Below are 21892 nucleotides of genomic sequence, written 5' to 3' on the forward strand. Positions count from 1 at the left end.
AAAGGATGTTCAACCCACTCAGCGCACAACGCCTGCGCCTGCACGCCGACGCCCTGCCGCGTGACGTGCAGGTGCTTTCCTTCAGCGGCAGCGAAGGCATCGGCACCCTCTACAGCTTCGATATCCAGCTGGTCAGCGAAAACTTAAATGTGGCCCTCGAGGCGCTGCTCGGGCAGCCGGCGTTCCTCGCCTTCGACGCCGATGGCCGGGGCATACACGGGGTGCTGGCCGAGGCTCGCCAGGGCGCAATCGGCACCCGCCTGGCCCACTATCAGGTGCGCCTGGTGCCGCACATGGCGCGCCTGGCCCTGCGCCAAAACTACCGCATCTTCCAGCAGCGCAGCGTGGCGCAAATCATCGCCCAGTTGCTCGAAGAGCACGGCCTGCTCGGCGATGCCTTTGCCTTCCAGCTCGAAGCCGACTACCCGCCGCGTGACTACTGCGTGCAGTACGGCGAAAGCGACCTGGTCTTCGTCGAGCGGCTGTGCCAGGAGGAGGGCATTCACTACCGCTTCGAGCATGCGCCCGGTGGCCACCGGGTGTTGTTCAGCGACCACCAGATGCACTTCCCGCACTTGCCCGCCAGCCTGGCCTTTGTGCCGGGCAACGGCATGCACGCCGATGGCCCGGTGGTCAGCGCGTTTGCCATGACTGTGCAACGCAGCGTCGAGCAGGTGATGCTGCGCGACCATGACTTTCGCAAGGCCAGCGTCGAGCTGGCCCATGCCAGCCGCGCCGGCGACGCCCCGGCGCTGGAGCACTACGCCTACCCCGGCGGCCTGCTGCAAACCCTCGACCAGGCCCGCGGCCGCGTGCAGGCCCAGCGCGCCCTGGAGCGTTGCCGGGTTGGCCGCTGCCGGGCCGACGGCAGCAGCGACGCACCGGCGCTGGCCAGCGGCCGGCTGCTGACCCTCACCGGCCACCCGCAGCAGGCCTGCAACCAGATGTGGCTGGTCACCCAGGTCACCCATACGGGGCACCAACCCCAGGTGCTGGAAGAACAGGCCAGTGCACAGGAGAGCGACCATTACGCCAACACCTTCAGCGCCATCCCCTGGGATGCCACCTTCCGTTCGCCGCTGATCCACCCCAAGCCCCGCGCACCCTCCAGCCAACAGGCCCGGGTTACGGGGCCTGCGGGCGAGGAGGTGTATTGCGACGCCTTCGGCCGGGTCAAGGTGCAGTTCCCCTGGGACCGCGAAGGCCAGGGCGACGAGCACAGCAGCTGCTGGCTGCGGGTGGCCTCCGGCTGGGCCGGCGATCGCCATGGCGCCCTGGCCATCCCGCGGGTCGGCATGGCCGTGCTGGTGAGCTTTCTCGACGACGACCCCGACCAGCCGGTCATCAGCGGCTGCCTGCCCGACAGCCTGCACATGCCGCCCTACAACCTGCCCGAGCACCACAGCCGCACCGTGCTGCGCAGCCGCAGCCTGGGCGGTGGTGGCGGCTACAACGAACTGGCCATGGACGACCGCGGCGGCCAGGAGCTGTTCTACCTGCGTGCCCAGCGCGACCTGCAGCAGCGCGTCGAACGCAACAGCCAGCTGTACATCGGCGGCCTGCAGCAGGCCGTGGTGGTGGGCGAGCGCAAGACACTGCTGCACGCCAGCGACCACCTCACCGTCGAGCAGGCAAGCCACACCCAGGTCGGCACGCTGCTGCTGCAGCACGCCGGCCAACGGGTGCAGATATCGGCTGACGGCGACGTGCTGGTGGAGGGCGGCAACAGCATCACCCTCAAGGTCGCCGGCCAGCACCTGCTGGTGAATGCCGGCGGCATCTTCACCAGCAGCCCGATCCAGCTCGGCGGCGCGCCGGCCGCCAGTCTGGCCAACACCCCCTCCTTGCCACCTGCGCCAAGCCAGCTGGCGCTGCTCAAGGCCAGCCAGGCCGCCGGCAGCGACTACTGCCCGTTATGCCAAAGCTGCCGCGACGGCCAGTGCCTGCCGGCCGGAGGTGGCCGATGAGCCCGCTATCCCCTTGGCAATGGCTGGCGCAGCAGCGCGCTGCGGGCCACGACATCGCCGTGTTGCTCGAAGCGGGCAGCGAAGCCGGCCAACGCTTGATGGCCAGCGTGCCAGGCGAACGCTGGCAACTGCTGTACCTGCAAACCGACGCCGCCTACCTGGCCGACCACGGCCCGGCGTGCTGCCTGGTCGGCGAAGCTGAATTGCCGCTACTGCAACCCCTGCTGCAAGCCCCTGGCGAACACTGGGGTTGGCTGGCCAGCCTGGCCCCGGGCGAGATGCCCGCCTGGGTAGCGCACTGGCGGGCCCGCTTGCTGCTGGGCCAGCCCCCGCAGCAGGCGCTGTACCGCTTCCACGACAACCGCGTGCTGGCCCGCGGCCTGGCCCTGGCCCAGAGCACCCTGCCGGCCTACCTCGGCCAGGCCATCAGCGTCTGCTACTGGCAGGGCGAAACCTGGGCCAGCGCAGACAACCCCCTGCCCGGCGCCCACCCCGTTCCCACCCACCCCGCCTGGCTGCAAGCACCGCCGCCGGCAGTGGACGGTCCCATCGCCGTGGCCAATGCCCACCGCTACCTCTACAGCCAGCACCTGGAGGCTTACCTCAAGCTCGCCGAGCAGCAGCCACCGCTGGCGTGGTTGCAGCGGCAGTTGCAGCGCGGGCAGGGGTGGGGGTGGCACACGCAGAAGCAGATCGAGTTCTTGCTGGTGAACAGCCTGCGCTTGCCCGGGTTTGAGTTGCCGGAAGGGTGTGAGCCTTGGCCGGGGGAATTGCCGGCGGTGCATATGGAACGGTTGCGGCGGCATTTGCTGGTTTGAGAGGGGAGAAGGTATGAAAGTTGGATTCAAGGAAAGTTGTTTGTTGGTGAGTGTTGCGGTGTTGGTGGGTTGTGGTGATAAAGAATCCAATACGTTTACGTTGGTGGGTGAATTGCCGCCGAACTTTTCCTACTCTGCAAGTACCCGGTACGTCCCTGATCCTAAAACAAAATGCGCGGTTACCGATTGGCGGCGAACAATGCCGGCATATAACAAGAGGTGGCGCGAAAAATATGACCCGGTGGCTGTTGTAGAGATTCGTAAGGTGATTAAGGGGTGTCAGATGATCCTGCGGTACATAAAAATAACTATAAATGCGACGGATGGAGAGTCAATTCGAGATCAGCATGGTGATGCTGCGAATATTGGTGTGTACGTCGAATTTCCCGATAAGCACTTGCGAGCTATGAGGTTTGATGCTGGGGGCGTTTTCTTTGGTGAGTGTCAGTGGTTGTTTCGCACGGTAGGGGGTTTTCGAATTATTAGGAAGTTTCTCGATTGCAAGAAAGATAATGGACGTGGCGAGAAAGGGGGGGAGCCACTTGGTGCCTACACGCTAGATCAGTTGTCGGGGAAAATAATTCGGATGAATGTCCGGCTCGCTGTCGAGGAGCGGCCTTATTCTAGAGATGCTTGGGGTCGGTTTTCGGACGGGTGGAGGAGATGTATGGGCAAGGGAAAGCAAGATGTCAGAGGGTATTGTCGAGGTAACTACGCTGACTTTAGTGATTTCATAATGCTGGACGGTCGAGTTCGTAATGTCTATCCCAGTTGCAATGAGTGAGCGTAGGTGTTTTGGTGCAATCCAGTACGAAAAGGGGCTGGTAATGCCAATGATGGTGAGAGCAAGGTGTTTCTATTTGCTTGTAATGCTTCTCGGATTTTCTCTGCTTGTCGGATGTTCAGATAAAGAAGCCAATACATTTACCTTGGTCGGTGAGTTGCCGCCAGGTTTCGCATACTCAGCAGGCGTGTGGTATGTCCCTGACCCTGAGAGGAAGTGTGAAGTGACAGATTGGCGGAGAACGATGCCGTCGCTAAATAGGAAATGGCGTCAAGACTATAACCCTGTAGCGGTCATCGAAATTCGAAAGATCATAAAGGGCTGTCACATGATTTTGAGCCGAATCAAGATGGAGATTCATGCGGCGTATGGAGATAAGTTTCACCAGGTTAGTTACGACAATGCGAGCATTGGTGTGCTTTTGGATGTGCCTGAGGAAGCGCGGCGTGTGATGACGTCTGAACGCGAAGATACGTTTTATGGGGAATGCCAATGGCTGTTTCGTACTGCCGGCAAAACGCGAGTGATATGGAAGCTTCTTGATTGTAAGAAAGATAATGAGCGAGGTGAGAAAGGCCGAGGGAAGCCGTTTGCGTTGTATGCGTTGGATCAACTTCCGGGGCTTACGGTAAGGATGAATGTTCGGTTGGCTGAAAAAGAGCGGCCCTCTATCGGTGATACATGGGTTGAGTTTGCCAGCGGATGGAAACGCTGCCTCGGTGAGGGGATGGAGGATACATATGCGTTCTGTCGTGGCAATTATGAGAATTTCAGTGATTTCATTATGCCTGATGGAAGAGTGTGCAATGTCTATCCACACTGTGAGGAGTAAATTATGAGTGTCGGTACAGGCTTTGGTAAGGATGGTTTGGGGATGTTAAACAGCCAGCTTTTAGTTTGCCCTGAGCGAGGAGGTGGGGTGACGTTTCAGCTGGTTGATGAATCGGGGGATGGCTCCCCATATCAAGGATGTTTCTATGAGGTCATCGATGTAGAGGGTGAGCTTTATAGTGGTTGTCTAGATGTTGAGGGTAAGGGTGCGGTAGAGGGATGTTTTGTTGGGCCTGTCTGTTTGCGATTTGATAGTGAGTATTTTGGCTCTGAGAAATATTACACGCTGTTGAAGAAGCGCGAACATTACCCGCTGAAGCTTACTGAGTTACAAGTTTGCGCTGAAAGAACGCTTCACTTACATCTGGACGCCTCTCGTACCAAAAGCAACCCGGCACAAGCACATGCGGATTGTTTCTACCAAGTGGAAGTTCGTGAACTGGTACGCCACAACAGTCATTTACCCCCATTGTCCAAGCGTGCCTTCCCACCGCAGTCGGCCATTAATGTAATCATGGGTGCCCATGGTGAATGGGGCGTTGGCCTGATGCCGGGCAAGCACACCGTTCTGGAAGTTCGCCCATTGCGGGCGCTCAGGCCCATGCTGTCCACTGCGCCTGAATTCTGTGTCTTGAACCTCTACCAGCTATCCCTGATGGCAACTCTCAGCTATAGCCCGTTCGGGCAGGACCCGGAGGAGCACCCGGTCATGGCGCCATCGGTAACCTTCCCCAATGTGCCGAGCATGGGCAATTGGTTCGGCGAGGCGTTGGCCAATTCGCAGGAGATCTGGCGTGTAGATGCTGCCCAGCAGCAGGCGTGTTTCCCTCTTTATGAGGATGTGCCGTATTCGGAGCGTTGGGAGATCGTGCCTTTTGACCCGAAGTTGTACTCGGCAAACGACCCGGCACTTGGGGAGCAGCAGGAAAACCCAGCCAATATTCACTTCCTCGACGATAGAAACCTCCATGACTCCACCGATACACAGGCCTACATTACCCACAATGCCGAGGTGATGGTCGTCGCCATTCGAGGCACCAATGAACTCATGGCAGATGTATGGCGCGATCTCGATGCACTTCAGGTGCCCTTTGCAGAGGGTGAGGGGCGGGTGCATCAAGGGTTTTACGAGGCTGCACAGAGGGCGTTCGGCTTCGTCTCCAGCTACAGGGCCAGGTTCCAGCAAAACCAACAACTGATCATCTGCGGCCACAGCCTCGGCGGTGCTGTAGCACTGCTCCTCGCCGAAATGCTCCGCCGCACCGACCCAACCCTAACCCTGCAGCTCTACACCTACGGCGCCCCCCGCGCCGGCGACACCACGTTCATGCAAGGCGCCGCCGACCTGGTCCACTACCGCATGGTCTACGACGACGACCCTGTCCCCAGCCTGCCGGCGCCGTGGATGAATACCCGCTGGGATGTGGTCGCCAAGGGGGTGACAGACACCGCCGTGAAGTCGGGGGTCGGCCTGGGGCGCATCGTTTCGGGGCTGATCAACTGGGACGGCGAAGACTTCGAGCACCATGGCGAGTTGCGCCACTTCATGCCGGTGCCGTTCGCCAAGGGCGAAACCTCGGCCATTCTCTGGCGCCCGGGCTGTCGCACCCTCACCGACAAAGCCCTGTGCAGCCGGGTGCTCGACCAGGCGCATGGCCTGCCTGCGCGGGGCAGCCTGTTGCAGCAGGTGGCCAAGGCCACCGACCACAAGATGCTCGACAGCTACATCCCGGCCTGCTGGGCGACCCTGCGCCGCTACCAGCAGGCGCTGGAAGCTGGCATCGCGCCGGTGTCGGAGCGTGAGCGTGCGGCTGTGCAGGGCATGATTAGCGATGTCGACCGGCAACTGGAACGCCATGCCCTGCGCATTCAGGAGCGTGCCCGGCACTCGCCGGATGACGCCCTTTACCTGCACCTGCTGCGCGAAGACAAACGCCTGCTCAAAGAGACCCAACAGCGGCTGGATACCTTGGCCGGGGTGCCGGTCAGTGAAGCGATGGTGTACGGCAACCAGGCCGGTACCGGGCAGTTGGCCGAGGCACTGGCGCGCTGGCATGGCCATGCGCCGAACAACCGCGCCGAACAGATGGCGCAGGCGCCGAAGGAGGTGATCGATACCAGCCCGGTCGGCAGGCCGGGGCCGGGGTTCGACGAGATCATGGCTTATGTGAACAGGCCTTGGTGATCGGGCCGTGGAGATGGGGTGTGTCGTATGGCGCTATCGCCGGCAAGCTGGCTCCTACAGGTACGGCACTGACCTGAAGCTGATGCAATCCCTGTGGTGAGCGGCCTTGTGTCGCGATTGGGCTGCGCAGCAGCCCCGGCGATTTTGCATGAGGTCGAGCCCCTGGGGCTGCTATGCAGCCCAATCGCGACACAAGGCCGCTTCCCACAGGGATCGCGAAGCCTTCAAACCTGTGGGAGCGGCTTTAGCCGCGAAGCAGGCACCGCGCTAGATGGCACCGGCTTCGCCGGTGTTCGCGGCTAAAGCCGCTCCCACAGAATCTTCGTTAAATCAACGAGTTGTGATGTGTTCCATAGGAGCCGGCTTGCCGGCGATAGCGCCCTGCCAGGCGAATCAGGCCCTGCGTTGCTCACGCCCACCTTCCACCAAGGCGCGAATCCGCGGTATCAGCTCCTGCCCGTATTCCACCGCATCACGCAACTGATCGAAGCCACGGAACAGGAAGGTACTCACCCCCAGTTCGTAATACGCCAGCGCCGCCTCAGCGACCTGGTCCGGCGTCCCCACCAGCGAGGTGGAATTCCCCGCGCCGCCCCCTAACGCGGCGATTTCGGTCCACAGCCGGGTGTCATGCACCTTGCCGGCCAGTTGCACCAGCCGCTCCGAGCCCACGTTGCTCTTGCCGAAATTCTTCTCGCGGCGGTTGCCCTGGCGGATGCCGATGCGTTGCTTGGCATCGCTGAGAATGCGCTCGGCGCGGGCCCAGGCTTGGTCCTCGGTGGCGCCGAGGATCGGGCGCAGCGACAGGCTGAAGCGGATGTGCTTTTCGCGCCCGTAGCGGGCGGCGGCCTTGCGCACCTGGGCGATGCGCTCGCGCACCTGCTCCAGCGGCTCGCCCCACATCATGTACACATCGGCATGCTTGGCGGCCACCTCCACCGCAGCGTCCGAGGCGCCGGAGAAATAGATGGGCAGCTTGCCCACCGGCTTGACCAGGGTCAGGTTGTCTTCCACCCGGTAATGCGCGCCCTGGTGGTCGAAGGGTTCGGTCTGGGTCCAGGTGTTGCGCAGCACCTGCAGGTACTCGTCGGTGCGGGCATAGCGGGCGTCCTTGTCGAGGAAGTCGCCGTCGCGCTGCAGGTCGCCGCTGTCGCCGCCGGTGATCACGTTGATCGAGGCGCGGCCACGGCTGAGCTGGTCGAGGGTGGCGAACTGGCGGGCGGCGAAGGTGGGCGCCTGAAAGCCCGGGCGGTGCGCCACCAACAGGCCGATGCGCTCGGTGAGTGCGGCCACGTAGCTGGCCAGGATCATCGAGTCTGGCGCGCTGGTGTTGACCGCCAGCAGGGCCTTGTCGAAGCCGCCGTATTCCTGGGCCTGGGCGAAGGCCTTGATGAATTCCAGGTCCAACAGCGGGCCACGCGGGGCCTGGGATTCGCTGCTTTCCTGGGGGCCGATCAGGCCGATGAATTCGAGGGTCATGGGGCAAAATTCCTTTTAGGTGAGGGGCGGGGCTGCAGTGCAGCCCATCGCGGGCAAGCCCGCTCCCACAGAGGAGCGGGGCCAGATCATGGGAATGCGGTTACCTGTAGGAGCGGCCTTGTGTCGCGAAAGGACCGCAAAGCGGTCCCGGCTATCTCAAGCCACAGCGCTTTGGCTACGGCGTACCGTGTTGCGGTTCTCTGGCACCGCCAGCCCGAAGTTGTCGCGCAAGGTGCTGCCCGGGTACTCGCTGCGCACCAGCCCCCGCTCTTGCAACAGCGGCACCACCCACTCGGTGAAGTACTGCAGCCCGTCCGGCAGCAACTGGTTGATGATGAAACCATCCGCCGCCCCCTGCTCGAACCAGTGCTGCAGCGCATCGGCCACCTGCTGCGGGGTGCCGGTGAAATCGCGCCGTGGCCGCGAGAAGCGCAGTGCCAGCTGGCGCAGGGTCAGCCCCTCGTCGCGGGCCAGCTGCTTGAGCTGGTCGGCGGTGCCCTTGTGGCTGTTGTCACCCAAGGTGCCCAGGTCGGGGAAGGGCGCGTCCAGGTCGTGCTGGCTGAAGTCGTAGTCGTTGAACGGCCGGCCCAGGGCGACGATGGCGTCCTCGATGCTCACCAGCTCCACCGCCTGCTGGTAACGGCTCTCCACCTCGGCTTCATCGCGCCCGACAATGGGCCGGATGCCCGGCAGAATGAACAGCTGCTCGGGGTCGCGACCGTGCTGCGCGGCGCGCTTTTTCAGGTCCTGGTAATAGGCCCGGGCATCGGCGAACGACTCGGGGCTGACGAAGATCGCATCGGCGTTTTGCGCGGCGAAATTGCGCCCGTCGTCCGACACCCCGGCCTGGAAGATCAGCGGCTGGCCCTGGGGCGAGCGCTGGATGTTCAGCGGCCCCTTCACCTTGAAGAACTCACCCTGGTGGCCAAGGGTGTGCAGCTTGTCGGGGGCGAAGTATTCGCCGGTCTGCTTGTTGCGGGTGAAGGCGTCGTCCTCCCACGAGTCCCACAGCCCCTTGACCACCTCCACATGCTCGCGGGCGATGCGGTAGCGCACGGCGTGGGGCGGGTGCTCGGCCTTGCCGAAGTTGTCGGCGGTGCCCGACAGCCACGAGGTGACCACGTTCCAGCCGGCACGCCCGCCGCTGATCAAGTCCAGCGAGGCAAACTGGCGCGCCACCTGAAAGGGTTCGCTGTAGCTGACCGTGACCGTGGCCACCAGGCCGATGTGCTGGGTGACCGCCGCCAGCGCCGAAAGAATGGTCAGCGGCTCGAAGCGGTTGAGGTAGTGGGGGCTGGAGCGAGCGTGGATGTGCAGGCTGTCGGCGATGAAGGCGAAGTCGAACTTCGCCGCCTCCGCCAGTTGCGCCTGCTGCTTGTAGAAACCGAAGTTGACGCTGGCATCGGCCAGCGCCTCGGGGTGGCGCCATTCGCCCCAGCCGTGGCCGACACCGTGGATCATCGCGCCGAGTTTGATCTGTCGCTTGCTCATGGGGAGTCCTTCTGCAATCAGGTTGTGGAGGCCTCCGCCGGGTGTGGGGTCGGACTGGTAAGAGGGGACGTTAGCGTGGGGGAGAGGGGCTTGTGAAAGGCTTTGTGGTTCTAAGCTAATTATGTGTTTGTTTAATAATCTATTTGTTCAATATGCGCATATTTGTTTTAGGCCAATCGCCGGCAAGCCGGCTCCTACAGCTAATCGCGCTCTCCTGTAGGAGCCGGCTTGCCGGCGATAGGGCCCGACCAGGCGCCCTCTAAACCGCCACCGGCAACACACTGCGCGAATACCCCGGTATCGCCGCAATCAGCTCACGGGTATAGCTGCTGCCCGGCTGCGACAGCACCTGAACCGCCGGCCCCTGTTCCACCACCTGCCCGCGGCGCAGCACCAGCACCTGGTCGGCCATGCTCGCCACCACCGCCAGGTCATGGGACACCAACACATAGGCCATGCCCAGCTCGCGCTGCAGCTCGTCCAGCAGCGCCAGCACCTGCGCCTGCACCGACACATCCAGCGCACTCACCGGCTCGTCCAGCAGCAACACCTCCGGCTCCAGCGCCAGCGCCCGGGCTATCGCCACCCGCTGGCGCTGCCCGCCGGACAACTCCTTGGGCAGCCGGTCGAGAAACTGCACCGGCAACTGCACCTGGGTTATCAGCTCCCGCGCCCGGCGCTCCAGCGCCTGGCCCTTGAGCAGCCCGAACGCCACCAGCGGCTCGACGATGCTGTCGAACACGGTAAAGCGCGGGTCGAGGGCGGCGAAGGGGTTTTGCTGCACCAGCTGGATACGCCGGCGCAGGGGCCGGAACGCCCGCCAGCTGTGGCTGGTCACGTCGATGCCGGCAAACTCTACGCTGCCGCTGCTGGGTTTTTCCAGGCCCAGGGCGATGCGCAGCGCAGTGCTTTTGCCCGAGCCGGACTCACCGACAATGGCCAGGGTCTGGCCGGCATGCACTTCAAGGTTCAGGTCATGCAGCGCGGTAAAATGCGCGTCCTGCCCCGGCAGGGCAAAGCGTTTGCCCACGTGGCTCAGGCGCAGCAGCGCCAGCCCTTCGGCCACCCTCGGCCGGTGCCGGGGCACGAAGGCGGGCGCGGCATTGAGCAGGTCGCGGGTATAGGGCTGCTGCGAGCCCCACAGCACCTGGCGCGGCGAGGCATGCTCTACCAGTTGCCCGTGGCGCATCACCAGCAGGCGGTCGGCACGGTCACAGGCCATGCCTAAGTCATGGGTGATGATCAGCAGCGAAATACCGCGCTCGGCCACCAGCTGTTGCAGGTGGTCGAGGATGCGCCGCTGCACCGTCACATCCAGCGCGCTGGTGGGTTCGTCGGCGATGATCAGCCGCGGGTTGCCGGCCAGGGCGATGGCAATCAGCACCCGCTGGCGCATGCCGCCGGACAACTCGTGGGGGTACTGCCGGGCGCGCAGCGCCGGGTCGTCCAGGCCGACCTGGGCCAGCAGCTCCTGCACATCGGCGTCCAGCCCCGGGTAGCGGCGCACGCCCTTGGCCAGCAACAGCGCCTCGGCAATTTGCTGGCCGATGCGCAGGGTGGGGTTGAGGCTGACCATCGGGTCCTGCGGCACCAGGCCGACGGTGCGCCCGCGCAGCTGGCGCCTGGCCCGTTCACTGGCCTTGGCCACATCCACCCCGGCTACCCACAGCTCGCCCTGGTCGACCTGGGCATTGCCCGGCAACAAGCCGAGCAGGGCGTTGGCCAGGGTCGACTTGCCCGAGCCGGACTCGCCGACGATGGCCAGGGTCTCGCCCTGTTGCAGGCTGAACGAAAGCCCCTGCACGGCCTGGGTGCGCTGCCCGGCAAAGCGGTAGCTGACACTGAGGTCGCGGACCTCGATCAAGGGTGGCTGGCTCATCGGGCATGCTCCTCGACGCTGCGCGCCAGGTGGTTGAGGCTGAACACCACCGCCACCACGAACAGCCCCGGCAGCAGGGACACCCAGGGTGCGGTGATCAAAAAGTGGCGGCCGTTGGCAATCAGCGTGCCCCATTCCGCCGCCGGTGGCGCGGCGCCAAAACCCAAAAAGCTAAGGCCGGCGGTAGCCAGAATGGCCGCGCCGAAGTCCAGGGTGGCGAGCACCGCCACCGGCCCCCAGGCGTTGGGCAGCACATGGCGCAGCAGCGTGCGCGCCCAGCTGGCACCGCCCAGGCGCGCGGCCTCGACGTAGGGCAGGGTTTTGATGCGCAGCACTTCGGCGCGGGTGGTGCGGGCAAAGCCCGGGATGATGCCCACCCCCACGGCGATGGCCACCGGCACCGTGCCAAAGCCGATGGCGGTGACGATGGCCAGGGCCAGCAACAGGCCAGGCAGGGCCAGCAGCACGTCGATGATGCGCATCAAGGCCGCGTCCAGGCGCCCGCCGGCAAAGCCCGCCAGCACCCCCAGCCCGAGGCCGCCGGCCAGGGCGATCGCCACTGCCAGCAGCGCCGCCAGCACGCTCAGCCGCGCGCCGTACACGACCCGGGTGTACAGGTCGCGGCCCAGTTCGTCGGTGCCGAACCAGTGCACCAGGCTCGGTGCGCTGAGCTTGTCGGCCGGGGAGGTGGCATAGGGGTCGAAGCTGCTCAGCAGTTGCGGCACCAAGGCTGCCAGCAAGGCGAACAGCACCACCAGCAAGGCCAGGCTGAAACCCGGCCGGCGCAGCAGCGGCGCTGCCGCCTGGTGCAACCGTTGCCAGCGGGTGCGGCGTTTCCAGCCTTTACCCGGGGCGGCAAGGCCCCCTGTAGGAGCCGGCTTGCCGGCGATGAAGCCCACATCGATAGTCATCTCAGCTCACCTTGGCCGTATGGGTAATCCGCGGGTCAAGCCACGGGTAAAGCAGGTCGACGATCAAATTCACCACCACAAAGGCCGCCGCCGACACCGCGACAATCGCCAGCACCACCGGAATGTCCTGGCGCAACACCGCCTCCTGGGCCAGGCGCCCGACGCCGTTGCGCGAAAAGATGGTCTCCACCAGCACCGCGCCGGATACCGTGTTGCCCACCTGCAGCCCCACCAGGGTCAGCAGCGGCAAAGCCGCGTTGCGCAGCCCGTGGCGCGCCTGCACCTGGGCGCGGCTCAGGCCCTTGGCAAAGGCCGTGGCGATGTAGGGCTCCTGCCACACCCCGGCAAAGCCGCGTTGCAGCACCTGGGCGTACACCGCCGCACTGGGGATGGCCAGGGTCACCGCCGGCAGCACCAGGCTGGCAAAGCCCTGGCTGCCGGTGGCCGGGAACCAGCCCAGGCCAAAGGCGAACACCTGGATCAGCAGCAGGCCCATCCAGAACACCGGCACCGAAAAGCCCAGCGACGGCAGGCGGGTGAGGGCGCTCTTGAGCGGGCGCCATTGCAGGTAGGCGGTCAGGTAGGCCAGGCCCACCCCGGCCAGCAGCGACAGCACGATGGCCAGCCCCGCCAGGGCCAGGGTTTGCGGCAGGCGCTCGGCCAGCAGCGCGGTCACCGGCCGGCCCAGCGACAGCGACTGGCCCAGGTCGCCATGTATGGCGCGCCAGAGCAGGTCGAAGTACTGCTCGAACAAGCCCTTGTCCAGCCCGTAGTAGGCGCGGGCGCGGGCCAGGTCCTCGGGCGACAGGCCGTCGGCCTCCATGCCTGATGCGCTGAGCATGATCGCCAGGGTATCGCCCGGCAGCAGGTAGAGGATGAAGTAGCTGATGGTGTAGGCGCCCCACAACACTAGCAGCGCCTGGCCGATGCGGCCGATCAGATAGCGTTTCATGGCTGGCCGACCTGGATGTCACTGAGGAAGGCAAAGCCTTCGGCGGTCCAGCGGAAGTCCTTGACCCGTGGCGCGGTGGCCGCCTGCCACACCCGCTCGTACAGCGGGAACGCCGAGGCCTCGTTGACCAGCAGGTCCTGCAACTGGCCATAGGCGTCGGCGCGCTGGGTGTCGGCGGTGGCGGTGATGCCCTGGTCGAACAGCGCCTGCACCTTGGGCAGGGTGTGCGGCTCGTAGCTGTTGGTGGCAAGGGTTGCGCTGTTGGCCGCGCGCGGGTCGAGGATGGTCTGCAGGATGATCGGGTCGGCGCGGGTCATGTAGGTCGAGGTCAGGTCGTAGTTGCCCGAGGCGTTGCCGGCCACCCATTCGGCGCGGGTCAGCACGTTCAGCTTGAGGTCGATACCCACCTTGCGCAGTTGGTCCTGCACCAGTACGTCGCCTGCGCTTTCGGCGGGGCTGATGTTGTAGCGCAGGGTCAGGCGCTGGCCGTTCTTGTGCCGGTAGCCGTCGTCACCCTTGTGCCAGCCGGCGCCCTCGAGCAGTTGCTCGGCGCCCTTGGGGTCGTAGGCGAGCTTGTCGGCCTGTGGCTTGAAGTACGGGGTGGTCACGTCGTACACCCCGCTGACTACTGGGAACTCGGCGTTGTACACGGTGTGCGCGTAGCTTGTGCGATCGATGGCCTTTTGCAGCGCCAGGCGCACCTGGCGGTCGCCCAGCAGGCGGTCGTTGCGGGTGTTGGGGTACAGGTTCAGCGCCGGGCCCGGCAGCGAGCGGCTCTGGATGGTCGCGCCCTTGCTCTGGAACAGCTTCAGGTCCACCTCGGAGAACGGGTTGCGCGGCCACAGGATGTCGGCCTTGCCCTGCAGGAACAGGCCGTTGCGCACGCTCTCTTCGGCGATGTAGCTGATCTCTACCGCGTCCAGATGCGCGGCGCCCGGGTTGTGCACGTTGGCCGAGGCCCAGGCGTAGTCGGCACGCTTGACCAGCCGTGCGCCCACTTCGGGGGTGTAGTGCTCGAGCACGAACGGGCCGGTGCCGATGATCTTGCCCAGCGAGCGCTCCTGGGCGCTGAGCTTGTACGAGGCCGGGGCCAGAATCGCCAGGTTGGTGGTGGAGGTGGCCTGCAGGAAGCCGGCATTGGGCTTGGCCAGCACCAGGCGCACGGTAAAGTCGTCGATCACCTCGGCGTGGTCGTAGCCGGCCAGGTAGGTGGCGCCGAAGGTGGCCGGCAGCTGGGTGGCGAAGGCCTTGTTGCTGTCGAAGGCGGCCTTCACCGCATGGGCGTCGAAGCGCTCGCCGTTGCTGAAAGTGACGTCCTGGCGCAGGTGGAAGGTGTAGCTCAGGGCATCGCTGCCCACCTCCCAGCTTTTCGCCAGCCACGGGATGATGCGGCCGCTTTGCGGGTCTTGGTCGGTCAGTGATTCGGCGACGTTGCGCAGCAGCACGCGGTGTTCCAGCCAGTAGACTTGGAACGGGTCGACACTCACCAGGGTGGTGTTGTCGCCCCAGAAGGCGATGTTGAGGGTGTTGCTGGTGGCGGTGTTGTCGGCGGGGGAGCAGGCATTGAGTGCCAGGGCCAGGGCGCCGAGGGCGAACAGGCGGTGCAGTGGGGGCATGGGGTCATCCTTCTAGGAAATTGGGTGACCTGCGCCGGCCTCTTCGCGGGTAAACCCGCTCCCACAGGTAGGGCGCTGGGCCTGAGGACTGTGGGGTCCCTGTGGGAGCGGGTTTACCCGCGAAGAGGCCATAACAGGCGACAGATACCTTTCAATCAGTCCTGGTACTCAAGCCCCTCCCGCTCCAGTTGGCGGATCAATGCATCCCAGTGCCGCTGGATCCCCTCACCCTTGCCATCGGAGAACCGCTTCGATTGCTCATGCACCTTGGCAATCGCCGCTGGCGAGGCATGCAGCAACTGGTCATTGCCGCCAGCCTGGGCCGCCACCTGGATATTGCAGGCCCGCTCCAGCCCGTGCAGCTCGCGGAACGCATGCTCCACGCTGACGCCCCCGGTCAGCAGCCCGTGGTTGCGCAAAATCAGGATGTTGCTGTCGCCCAGGTTGGCCACCAGCCGTTGTTGCTCGTCCAGGTCCAGGGCCACGCCTTCGTAGTCGTGGTAAACCACCCGGCTGTAGTAGGCCAGGGCGTGCTGGGAAATCGGCAGCAAACCGTCGCGCTGCGCCGAAACCGCCGCGCCGTCGCGGGTGTGGGTGTGCAGCACGGCGGCGAGGTCGGGGCGGGCACGGTGGATGGCGCTGTGGATCACGTAGCCGGCCTGGTTGATGCCCAGCCCCAGCGGGTCGTCGATGAGGGTGCCGTCGACATCCACCTTGACCAGGTTGGAGGCGGTGATTTCATCGAACAGCAGGCCGAAGGCGTTGATCAGGAAGTGCTCGTCCGGCCCCGGTACCCGCGCCGAGAAGTGCGTGTAGATATGGTCGGTCCAACGAAACAGTGCGGCCAACCGGTAGGCGGCGGCCAGCTTGACCCGCACCTCCCATTCTTCGGCGCTGACCCGGTCGCGCACATGCGCGGTGATGGGGGTGACGGCAGACAGTGAGGTCATGGTGTGTTCTCCGGTAATCAGTAGCCGCGTGCGCTGTCGACCAGGTTGGCCAGCGGCGCCTGCTCGCGGTAGCGGTGGAAGTTGGCGACGAAGGCGTCGAGGAAGGCCGGGTAGCCGTCTGCAGAAATGGCCGAGGTGTGCGGCGACAAGAACACCCGGGGGTGCTGGTACAACGGGTGGCCGGCGGGCAACGGCTCGGGGTCGGTGACGTCCAGGCTGGCGCGGCCCAGCAGGCCGCTGTCCAGGGCCTCGAGCAGCGCCTGTTGGTCGAGCAGGCCGCCGCGGGCGATGTTCACCAGGTGCAGGCCGGGGCGGGCGTGGGCCAGCACCTGGCGGTCGATCAGGCCGCGGGTGGCGGGGGTGAGCGGGGCGGCCAGCACCAGATGGTCGCTGCCGGCGAACAGCTGGCGCAGGTCCTCGGCGCGCTCCACGCCGGCAATGTCGGCGATGGGTTGGCCGGGGCGGCTCAGGGCCAGGACCCGCATGCCCAGGGCCACGGCCTTGCGCGCCAGGCTCTGGCCAATGCTGCCAAAGCCGAGAATGCCCAGGGTGCGGCCACGTACCGGGGCCAGCGGGGTCAGTTGCCAGTCGGCGTGCTTCACCCACAGGCCGGGCAACTGCTTGGCGGCGGCGAACACCAGGGCCAGGGCGAACTCGGCCACCTGCTCGGCGTTGGCGCCCTTGCCACTGGTGACCGGCGGGCCCTGGAACACCCAGTCGGGGTAGAAGTCGATGCCCGAGGACACCAACTGCACCCACTTCAGGTTCCATGGCCAGCCCGGCGGCGGGGTGTCGACTCGCTGCCCGCGGATGTTCACCGGGCGCAGGATGAACACATCTGCGGGCACTTCGAAGTTCAGTTTGCCGAAGGGCACATCGACCACCTCGTGGTCCACCAGGCGCTCGCGCAGGGCCTGGTTGGCTTGAGGGTCCAGCTGGCTGGCGATGATCGAATGGCTCATGCGGTCACCTGCGTCAATGCGTTGCGCCCGGCCTGGCCGAACACCACGTCGTCCTGGGGCGTATGGATGCGGCTGCAGAGCACGTCGCGGTAGTGCCGCTCCAGCGGGTTGCGCCGCGACAGGCCGGGGTTGCCGGCGGCCTCGATGGCCAGCTCCACGGCCTGGATGGCGTTGGCGCTGACCAGGTGTTTGATCTGCCCGGCGTGCTGGGCGGCGATGTGCCCGGCGGCGGCAGAATCCAGCAGGCTCTGGTTGGCGAACAGCAGGGTGTCGATGCGCCCCAGCACGTCCTGGAAGCGCGGCAGGCTGGCCAGTGGTGCGCCGAGGTTGGATGGCGCGCGCTGGTTCAGGAAACCCACCAGCCAGTCCCGCGCGGCGCGGGCCACGCCGTCGTACACCGCCGGCAGCAGCACCGCCATCCACAGCAGGCTTTCGCCGTCCAGCTCTGCGCGCGGGGCGCTGGCGGGGCTGACGCTGACGGCGTGGTCGAGGGGGATCAGCACCTCGTCAAAGCGCACCTCATGGCTGCAGGTGGCGCGCATGCCCAAGTGGTCCCAGTCTTCGACGATGCTGATACCGGGGGTGTCGCGTTGCACCAGAAAGCCGCCCACCAGCGGGTCGGCGTCATCGCTGCGGCCCCACACCAGGTACCAGCTCAGGCCGTGGCTGCCGGTGGAGTAGATCTTGCGCCCGCTCAGGCGCCAGCCTTCGGCGGTGCGCCGCGCCACGGTGGCGGGCAGGCCGCCGCGGGCTGGGGTGCCCAGTGCGGGCTCCACGCGCAGGGCGTTGATCAGCGCGCCGTGCTGCACGGCATCGCGCGCCACCTGCGTGCGCAGGTGTTCGGGCCAGCGGGTTTCGTCCTGCAGGCGAAAGTGCTGCAGGTACTGCATCACCAGAATCAGCGCGGTGGCCGGGTCGCCCTTGCCGACCGCGCCGATCACCCGGCGCGCCGTGGCCAGGTCGGCTCCGCCGCCGCCGAGCGCTGTGGGCACGGTCAGTGCCAGCAGGCCGTGGCGCTGCAGCAGGTCGAAGTTGTCCTTGGGGAACTGCGCGCTGCGGTCGTAGCGCTCGGCGTTGGCCGCCAAGGCCTGGGTAAGCTCGGCCAGGGCGGCGTCGGAAGGGTGACTCATGGGGGTTCATCCCTGAATGACGGTGGGTTGCTAAGACCGTATTCGTATGAATGAACGCTGTAAAAGTCTTTTTGGTTCTATGCTAATTATCAGTTTGTGGAATTTATATTTTGTTTTTATATGCAAATATTGCATTTATTGCTGCGTGGGCGTGCGTTTCGAGTATCCCTTTCAAGGTCTTTGAGTCAGCGCGTGTTGGGGCCACCCAGTGTTCGCCGAAGGGTTTGCAGCGCCTATCAGATCGAGCGCCGCCCGCGCGGCGCTTCGCGGGTAAACCCGCTCCCACAGTTTGTTTCGGGCCAATTATTCCTGTGAAAGTACCACTGTCCGCTTTGGTGCATGCCTTGAGTCATGTGGAGCGGCGGCAACGCCCACGCTGAAACCGCGTCGTACCAACAAGGCGGACCTGGTGATGGCACAGGACAGACTGGCACGAAACAAACTGTGGGAGCGGGTTTACCCGCGAAGCGCCGCGCGGGCGGCGCTCGATCTGATAGGCGCTGCAAGGGTTGTGGCGAACACCTAGAGGCCCTGACGCAACTTCCGACGAACACCTGGCAGCCCTAACGCAACCCCCTTCACCCCAACAACCGATGCCCGGCCACTTCACCAAACAACTCCACCGGCCCCTGCAAATTGCCCAGGTAGCGCGGGTGGAACAGCCACAAGTCCACCTGCGGCTTGAAGTCACTGACGTTCAGCACCTCCAGTTCATCCCGGTGCCGGCTGGCCAGCAGCAGCGGCTCGGGCACTAGCCCCAGGCCCTGGCCGTTGGCCACCAGTCCCAGCTGCAACTCGGTGCCGAAGGTTTCCAGGTTGATCGACAGGCTCAGCCCCTGTTCGCTCAGTGCCCGCTGCAAGCCGGCGCGAAAGCCGCAGCCGTCGGGGTTGAGCACCCAGCCACGGGTGTAGCAGTCCTTGAGCTTGTAGCTGCGCTTGCTGGCGCTGCCCTTGGCCGCCACCACCTTGAGCGGCATGCGCGCGATCGATTGGCTGGCGATGCCTTCGGGGAAGATCTTGCCCGGCGGGAACAGCGCCGCGGCGGCGTCCAGCTCGCCGTTTTCCATGCGTGCGATCAGGCTGCTGCCCCAGCCGCTGCTGACCTGGGTGCGCAGCGGCGGGTAGGCCTCGCGGATGCGCGCCAGGGCATCCAGCAGCACCACGTCGCCGAGGGTTTGCGGCACGCCCAGGCGCAGGGTGCCGGAGGGCGCGCCGTCGTTGGCCACCAGTTCGCGCAGCGCGTCGATCTCGCGCAGGATGGCCTTGCATTGCTCGTACACCCGCAGGCCCATGGGCGTGGGCTTGAGCGGCTTGGTGTTGCGGTCGAGCAGTGTGGCGCCGAGGTCTTCCTCGAAGTTCTGCACCCGCCGGGTGATGGCCGGCTGGGTCAGTTGCAGGGCCTCGGCGGCAAGGTTGGTGGACTGGCAACGGATGACCGCCACGAAGGCGTCCATGTCATCGATTTTCATGATCGGCGCTCGCAGGAGTGAACGGGAAAATAAGCCGTTAGCATAATCTGGCTTGCAAGTAATGCCAAAATTTAAGCATCGCTGCCCCCTGTAGGAGCGGCCTTGTGTCGCGAAAGGGCCGCTTAGCGGCCCCGGCAATTTTGCATGATGCCAAGATCCTGGGGCCGCTACGCGGCCCTTTCGCGACACAAGGCCGCTCCTACAGAGTTTTGTTAAAATTGCATATTAGGTTATTCCTAAAATCACTTTTGGTTATTAAAAACTTCTCGCTAAAGTCTGCCGTCACGGGCCGCACGATGCGGCCCGCCCAGACCCCGAGGAGCGCCATGTCCATCCGTTCGAAGTTGCTGACCCTCGCCGCCGCCATGCTGCTGGCCAGCCAAGCCGCTGCCAGCGAGCGCCTGACCCTGCGCATCGGCGACCAGAAGGGCAACATGCGCGCCCAGCTGGAAGCCGCCGACGCCCTGCGCGATCTGCCCTACGACATCCACTGGGCCGAGTTCCCCGCTGCCGCGCCCCTGGCCGAAGCGCTCAACGCCGGGGCCATCGACGCCGGTATCATCGGCGATGCGCCGCTGTTGTTCGTGCTGGCCTCCGGCGCGCCGGTCAAGGCGATTGCCGTGGACAAGTCCGACCCCTACGGCACCGCGCTGCTGGTGCGCCCCGACGCGCCGCTGCACAGCGCCGCCGACCTCAAGGGCAAACGCATCGCCACCGGCCGCGGCTCGATCGGCCACCACCTGGCACTCAAGGCGCTGGACCAGGCCGGCCTGACGGAAAAGGACGTGGAGTTTCGCTTCCTTGGCCCGGTGGACGCCAAGATCGCCCTGGCCAACGGCTCGGTGGACGCCTGGTCGACCTGGGAACCCTACACCGCGCTTGCCGAACTGAGCGGGCAGGGCCGGGTGCTGGTCAACGGCCGCGGGCTGTCCAGCGGCAACAGCTTCCTCGCCGCCACCGACAAGGCACTGGACGCACCGGCACGGCGCGCAGCCTTGCAGGATTACCTGAACCGCCTGGCCGGGGCGCAGGTGTGGGCCAACCAGCACCTGGACAGCTACTCGAAAACCCTGGCCGCGATCATCGGCTTCCCCGAGGCCGCCGCGCGCTTGCAGTTCGAGCGCCGGCAGTTGCGCTGGCAGGTCATCGACCCGCAGACCGTGGCCGAGCAGCAGGACACCGCCGACTTCTACCAGGCCCACGGCCTGATGAACCAACGCCTCGACGTGGCCCCCACCTTCGCCACCGGCTTTACCGTACCCGGCGCCGCCAAGCTGGCCGCGCAACCCTGACCCTGGAGACTCCCCCATGTTGTTGAAACCTGTACGCCGGCTGGCCCTGGCGCTGCTGGCCGGTACCTTGCTGCCAAGCCTGGCCCACGCCGAACAGACCCTGCGCATCGGCTACCAGAAGTCCTCCACCTTGCTGACCCTGCTCAAGGCCCGCGGCACCCTCGAGCAGCGCCTGGGCGCCGAAGGTATCCGCATCAGCTGGCACGAGTTCCCCAGCGGCCTGCCACTGCTCGAGGCGCTGAACCTGGGCAATGTCGATGTGTCGGCAGACGTCGCCGACACGGTGCCGGTGTTCACCCAGGCCGCCGGCGCCAAGCTGACCTACTTCGCCCGTGAAACCCCGTCACCCACCGCCCAGGCGATTCTGGTGCCGGCCGATTCGCCGCTGAAAACCCTGGCCGACCTCAAGGGCAAGCGGGTGGCGGTGACCAAGGCCGCCGGCAGCCATTACCTGTTGATCCAGGCCCTGGCCAAGGCCGGCTTGAGCTTCAAGGACATCACCCCGGCCTACCTGATCCCGGCCGACGGGCGCGCGGCGTTCGAGAACCGCAAGGTGGATGCCTGGGTCACCTGGGACCCGTACGTGGCCAGCGCCCAGCGCCAGCAGAATGCGCGCATCCTCGCCGACGGCAGTGGCCTGGCCAGCTATCAGCGCTACTACCTGGCCGGCAGCGACTACGCCAAGGCCCACCCCGAGGTGCTGCAGCAGCTGTACCTGGCCCTGCGCGAGGCGGGTACCTGGGCCAAGGCCAACCCGGCGGCGGCGGCGCGCATTCTTGGCCCGCAGTGGGGCAACCTGGACAGCGCCACGGTGCAGCAGGCCAATGCCCGGCGCAGCTATGATGTGCAGCCGGTGAAGGTGGATAACCTTGCGGAGCAGCAGCAGATTGCCGATGCGTTTTATCGGGAGGGGTTGTTGCCTAAAGCGGTGGATGCCAAGGCGGTCAGCCTGTTCGAGCCGCGTTTGGCGCAGTGAAACCATGGGGCTGCTGCGCAGCCCTTCGCGGGTAAACCCGCTCCCACAGGGAACGGTGATCGTTGTGGGAGCAACTGTCTTGTGCTGCCTGAACCGGCCTCATCGCCGGCAAGCCGGCTCCTACAGGTACGGCACTGGCCTGAAGCTTATGCAGTCCCTGTGGGAGCGGGTTTACCCGCGAAGGGCCGCACAGCGGCCCC

17 protein-coding genes and 1 pseudogene are annotated in these 21892 nt (G+C 65.3%); 7 read left to right on the forward strand and 11 right to left on the reverse strand.

Going from position 1 to position 21892, the window contains the following annotated elements:
• Nucleotides 1–5 precede the first annotated feature (5 nt).
• The 5 genes from tssI to ACI2KK_RS14680 all read left to right on the forward strand — a co-directional run bounded on the left by tssI (nucleotide 6) and on the right by ACI2KK_RS14680 (nucleotide 6585).
• Nucleotides 6–1967, forward strand: a complete 1962-nt coding sequence (gene tssI / locus ACI2KK_RS14660) for a type VI secretion system tip protein TssI/VgrG (RefSeq protein WP_404669427.1) — start codon at nucleotides 6–8, stop codon at nucleotides 1965–1967.
• Entirely contained in the window at nucleotides 1964–2785 is an 822-nt protein-coding gene (locus tag ACI2KK_RS14665; RefSeq protein ID WP_404669428.1) for a DUF4123 domain-containing protein, read from the forward strand. The genes tssI and ACI2KK_RS14665 overlap by 4 nt, the downstream gene beginning before the upstream one ends.
• A gap of 13 nt (nucleotides 2786–2798) precedes the next feature.
• A complete protein-coding gene (locus tag ACI2KK_RS14670) occupies nucleotides 2799–3569 on the forward strand; it encodes a hypothetical protein (RefSeq protein ID WP_404669429.1) in 771 nt (256 codons plus the stop codon).
• A complete protein-coding gene (locus ACI2KK_RS14675; RefSeq protein ID WP_404669430.1) occupies nucleotides 3544–4401 on the forward strand; it encodes a hypothetical protein in 858 nt (285 codons plus the stop codon). Before ACI2KK_RS14670 ends, ACI2KK_RS14675 begins: the two co-directional genes overlap by 26 nt.
• Nucleotides 4402–4488: 87 nt before the next feature.
• Nucleotides 4489–6585 (forward strand): lipase family protein, encoded by a 2097-nt coding sequence (locus tag ACI2KK_RS14680; RefSeq protein WP_404669431.1) that lies wholly within the window; start codon nucleotides 4489–4491, stop codon nucleotides 6583–6585.
• A gap of 393 nt (nucleotides 6586–6978) precedes the next feature.
• Here the strand turns inward: ACI2KK_RS14680 and ACI2KK_RS14685 are convergent, their stop codons facing one another.
• The 11 genes and pseudogenes from ACI2KK_RS14685 to ACI2KK_RS14735 all read right to left on the reverse strand — a co-directional run bounded on the left by ACI2KK_RS14685 (nucleotide 6979) and on the right by ACI2KK_RS14735 (nucleotide 19424).
• Nucleotides 6979–8064 carry an LLM class flavin-dependent oxidoreductase gene (locus ACI2KK_RS14685; RefSeq protein ID WP_404669432.1) on the reverse strand — a complete coding sequence of 362 codons (1086 nt, stop codon included), beginning with the start codon at nucleotides 8062–8064 and terminating at the stop codon, nucleotides 6979–6981.
• 156 nt (nucleotides 8065–8220) lie between these two features.
• Nucleotides 8221–9555 (reverse strand): LLM class flavin-dependent oxidoreductase, encoded by a 1335-nt coding sequence (locus ACI2KK_RS14690; RefSeq protein WP_404669433.1) that lies wholly within the window; start codon nucleotides 9553–9555, stop codon nucleotides 8221–8223.
• A gap of 259 nt (nucleotides 9556–9814) precedes the next feature.
• Entirely contained in the window at nucleotides 9815–10642 is an 828-nt protein-coding gene (locus tag ACI2KK_RS14695; RefSeq protein WP_404669458.1) for an ABC transporter ATP-binding protein, read from the reverse strand.
• Nucleotides 10640–11434 (reverse strand): annotated as a pseudogene (locus ACI2KK_RS14700) (ABC transporter ATP-binding protein); the annotation flags it as partial. The pseudogene ACI2KK_RS14700 and the gene ACI2KK_RS14695, both read right to left, overlap by 3 nt.
• Complete coding sequence (locus ACI2KK_RS14705) at nucleotides 11431–12345, reverse strand: ABC transporter permease (protein ID WP_404669434.1); 915 nt, start codon at nucleotides 12343–12345, stop codon at nucleotides 11431–11433. The pseudogene ACI2KK_RS14700 and the gene ACI2KK_RS14705, both read right to left, overlap by 4 nt.
• 1 nt (nucleotide 12346) lies before the next feature.
• Complete coding sequence (locus ACI2KK_RS14710) at nucleotides 12347–13297, reverse strand: ABC transporter permease (RefSeq protein ID WP_217842825.1); 951 nt, start codon at nucleotides 13295–13297, stop codon at nucleotides 12347–12349.
• The gene (locus tag ACI2KK_RS14715; RefSeq protein WP_404669435.1) at nucleotides 13294–14913 is read right to left on the reverse strand and encodes an ABC transporter substrate-binding protein; all 1620 of its coding nucleotides are present in this window, start codon (nucleotides 14911–14913) and stop codon (nucleotides 13294–13296) included. The genes ACI2KK_RS14710 and ACI2KK_RS14715 overlap by 4 nt, the downstream gene beginning before the upstream one ends.
• Before the next feature lie 155 nt (nucleotides 14914–15068).
• Entirely contained in the window at nucleotides 15069–15863 is a 795-nt protein-coding gene (locus ACI2KK_RS14720) for a class II aldolase/adducin family protein (protein WP_404669436.1), read from the reverse strand.
• A gap of 17 nt (nucleotides 15864–15880) precedes the next feature.
• Nucleotides 15881–16825 (reverse strand): D-isomer specific 2-hydroxyacid dehydrogenase family protein, encoded by a 945-nt coding sequence (locus tag ACI2KK_RS14725; RefSeq protein WP_404669437.1) that lies wholly within the window; start codon nucleotides 16823–16825, stop codon nucleotides 15881–15883.
• Nucleotides 16822–17955, reverse strand: a complete 1134-nt coding sequence (locus tag ACI2KK_RS14730) for an acyl-CoA dehydrogenase family protein (protein WP_404669438.1) — start codon at nucleotides 17953–17955, stop codon at nucleotides 16822–16824. Before ACI2KK_RS14730 ends, ACI2KK_RS14725 begins: the two co-directional genes overlap by 4 nt.
• A gap of 578 nt (nucleotides 17956–18533) precedes the next feature.
• Nucleotides 18534–19424, reverse strand: a complete 891-nt coding sequence (locus tag ACI2KK_RS14735; RefSeq protein ID WP_217842830.1) for a LysR family transcriptional regulator — start codon at nucleotides 19422–19424, stop codon at nucleotides 18534–18536.
• A gap of 326 nt (nucleotides 19425–19750) precedes the next feature.
• On the opposite strand from ACI2KK_RS14735, the gene ACI2KK_RS14740 reads away from it, so the two are divergent.
• Both ACI2KK_RS14740 and ACI2KK_RS14745 read left to right on the forward strand, forming a co-directional pair.
• On the forward strand, nucleotides 19751–20716 hold the full coding sequence (locus tag ACI2KK_RS14740) for an ABC transporter substrate-binding protein (RefSeq protein WP_217842831.1): 966 nt from the start codon (nucleotides 19751–19753) through the stop codon (nucleotides 20714–20716).
• Between the two features lie 16 nt (nucleotides 20717–20732).
• Nucleotides 20733–21692: an aliphatic sulfonate ABC transporter substrate-binding protein gene (locus ACI2KK_RS14745; RefSeq protein ID WP_404669439.1), complete on the forward strand. Its 960-nt coding sequence runs from the start codon at nucleotides 20733–20735 to the stop codon at nucleotides 21690–21692.
• Nucleotides 21693–21892: the final 200 nt, after the last annotated feature.

Source organism: Pseudomonas sp. NPDC089406 (genome assembly GCF_044900265.1).
Classification (GTDB): domain Bacteria; phylum Pseudomonadota; class Gammaproteobacteria; order Pseudomonadales; family Pseudomonadaceae; genus Aquipseudomonas; species Aquipseudomonas fakonensis.

Bases quoted from the DNA above. Each gene is read 5' to 3' on its own strand.
- tssI (WP_404669427.1), top strand. From the start codon at position 6: ATGTTCAACCCACTCAGCGCACAACGCCTGCGCCTGCACGCCGACGCC.
- ACI2KK_RS14665 (WP_404669428.1), top strand. From the start codon at position 1,964: ATGAGCCCGCTATCCCCTTGGCAATGGCTGGCGCAGCAGCGCGCTGCG.
- ACI2KK_RS14670 (WP_404669429.1), top strand. From the start codon at position 2,799: ATGAAAGTTGGATTCAAGGAAAGTTGTTTGTTGGTGAGTGTTGCGGTG.
- ACI2KK_RS14675 (WP_404669430.1), top strand. From the start codon at position 3,544: ATGTCTATCCCAGTTGCAATGAGTGAGCGTAGGTGTTTTGGTGCAATC.
- ACI2KK_RS14685 (WP_404669432.1), bottom strand. From the start codon at position 8,064: ATGACCCTCGAATTCATCGGCCTGATCGGCCCCCAGGAAAGCAGCGAA.
- ACI2KK_RS14690 (WP_404669433.1), bottom strand. From the start codon at position 9,555: ATGAGCAAGCGACAGATCAAACTCGGCGCGATGATCCACGGTGTCGGC.
- ACI2KK_RS14705 (WP_404669434.1), bottom strand. From the start codon at position 12,345: ATGACTATCGATGTGGGCTTCATCGCCGGCAAGCCGGCTCCTACAGGG.
- ACI2KK_RS14710 (WP_217842825.1), bottom strand. From the start codon at position 13,297: ATGAAACGCTATCTGATCGGCCGCATCGGCCAGGCGCTGCTAGTGTTG.
- ACI2KK_RS14715 (WP_404669435.1), bottom strand. From the start codon at position 14,913: ATGCCCCCACTGCACCGCCTGTTCGCCCTCGGCGCCCTGGCCCTGGCA.
- ACI2KK_RS14720 (WP_404669436.1), bottom strand. From the start codon at position 15,863: ATGACCTCACTGTCTGCCGTCACCCCCATCACCGCGCATGTGCGCGAC.
- ACI2KK_RS14725 (WP_404669437.1), bottom strand. From the start codon at position 16,825: ATGAGCCATTCGATCATCGCCAGCCAGCTGGACCCTCAAGCCAACCAG.
- ACI2KK_RS14730 (WP_404669438.1), bottom strand. From the start codon at position 17,955: ATGAGTCACCCTTCCGACGCCGCCCTGGCCGAGCTTACCCAGGCCTTG.
- ACI2KK_RS14735 (WP_217842830.1), bottom strand. From the start codon at position 19,424: ATGAAAATCGATGACATGGACGCCTTCGTGGCGGTCATCCGTTGCCAG.
- ACI2KK_RS14740 (WP_217842831.1), top strand. From the start codon at position 19,751: ATGTCCATCCGTTCGAAGTTGCTGACCCTCGCCGCCGCCATGCTGCTG.
- ACI2KK_RS14745 (WP_404669439.1), top strand. From the start codon at position 20,733: ATGTTGTTGAAACCTGTACGCCGGCTGGCCCTGGCGCTGCTGGCCGGT.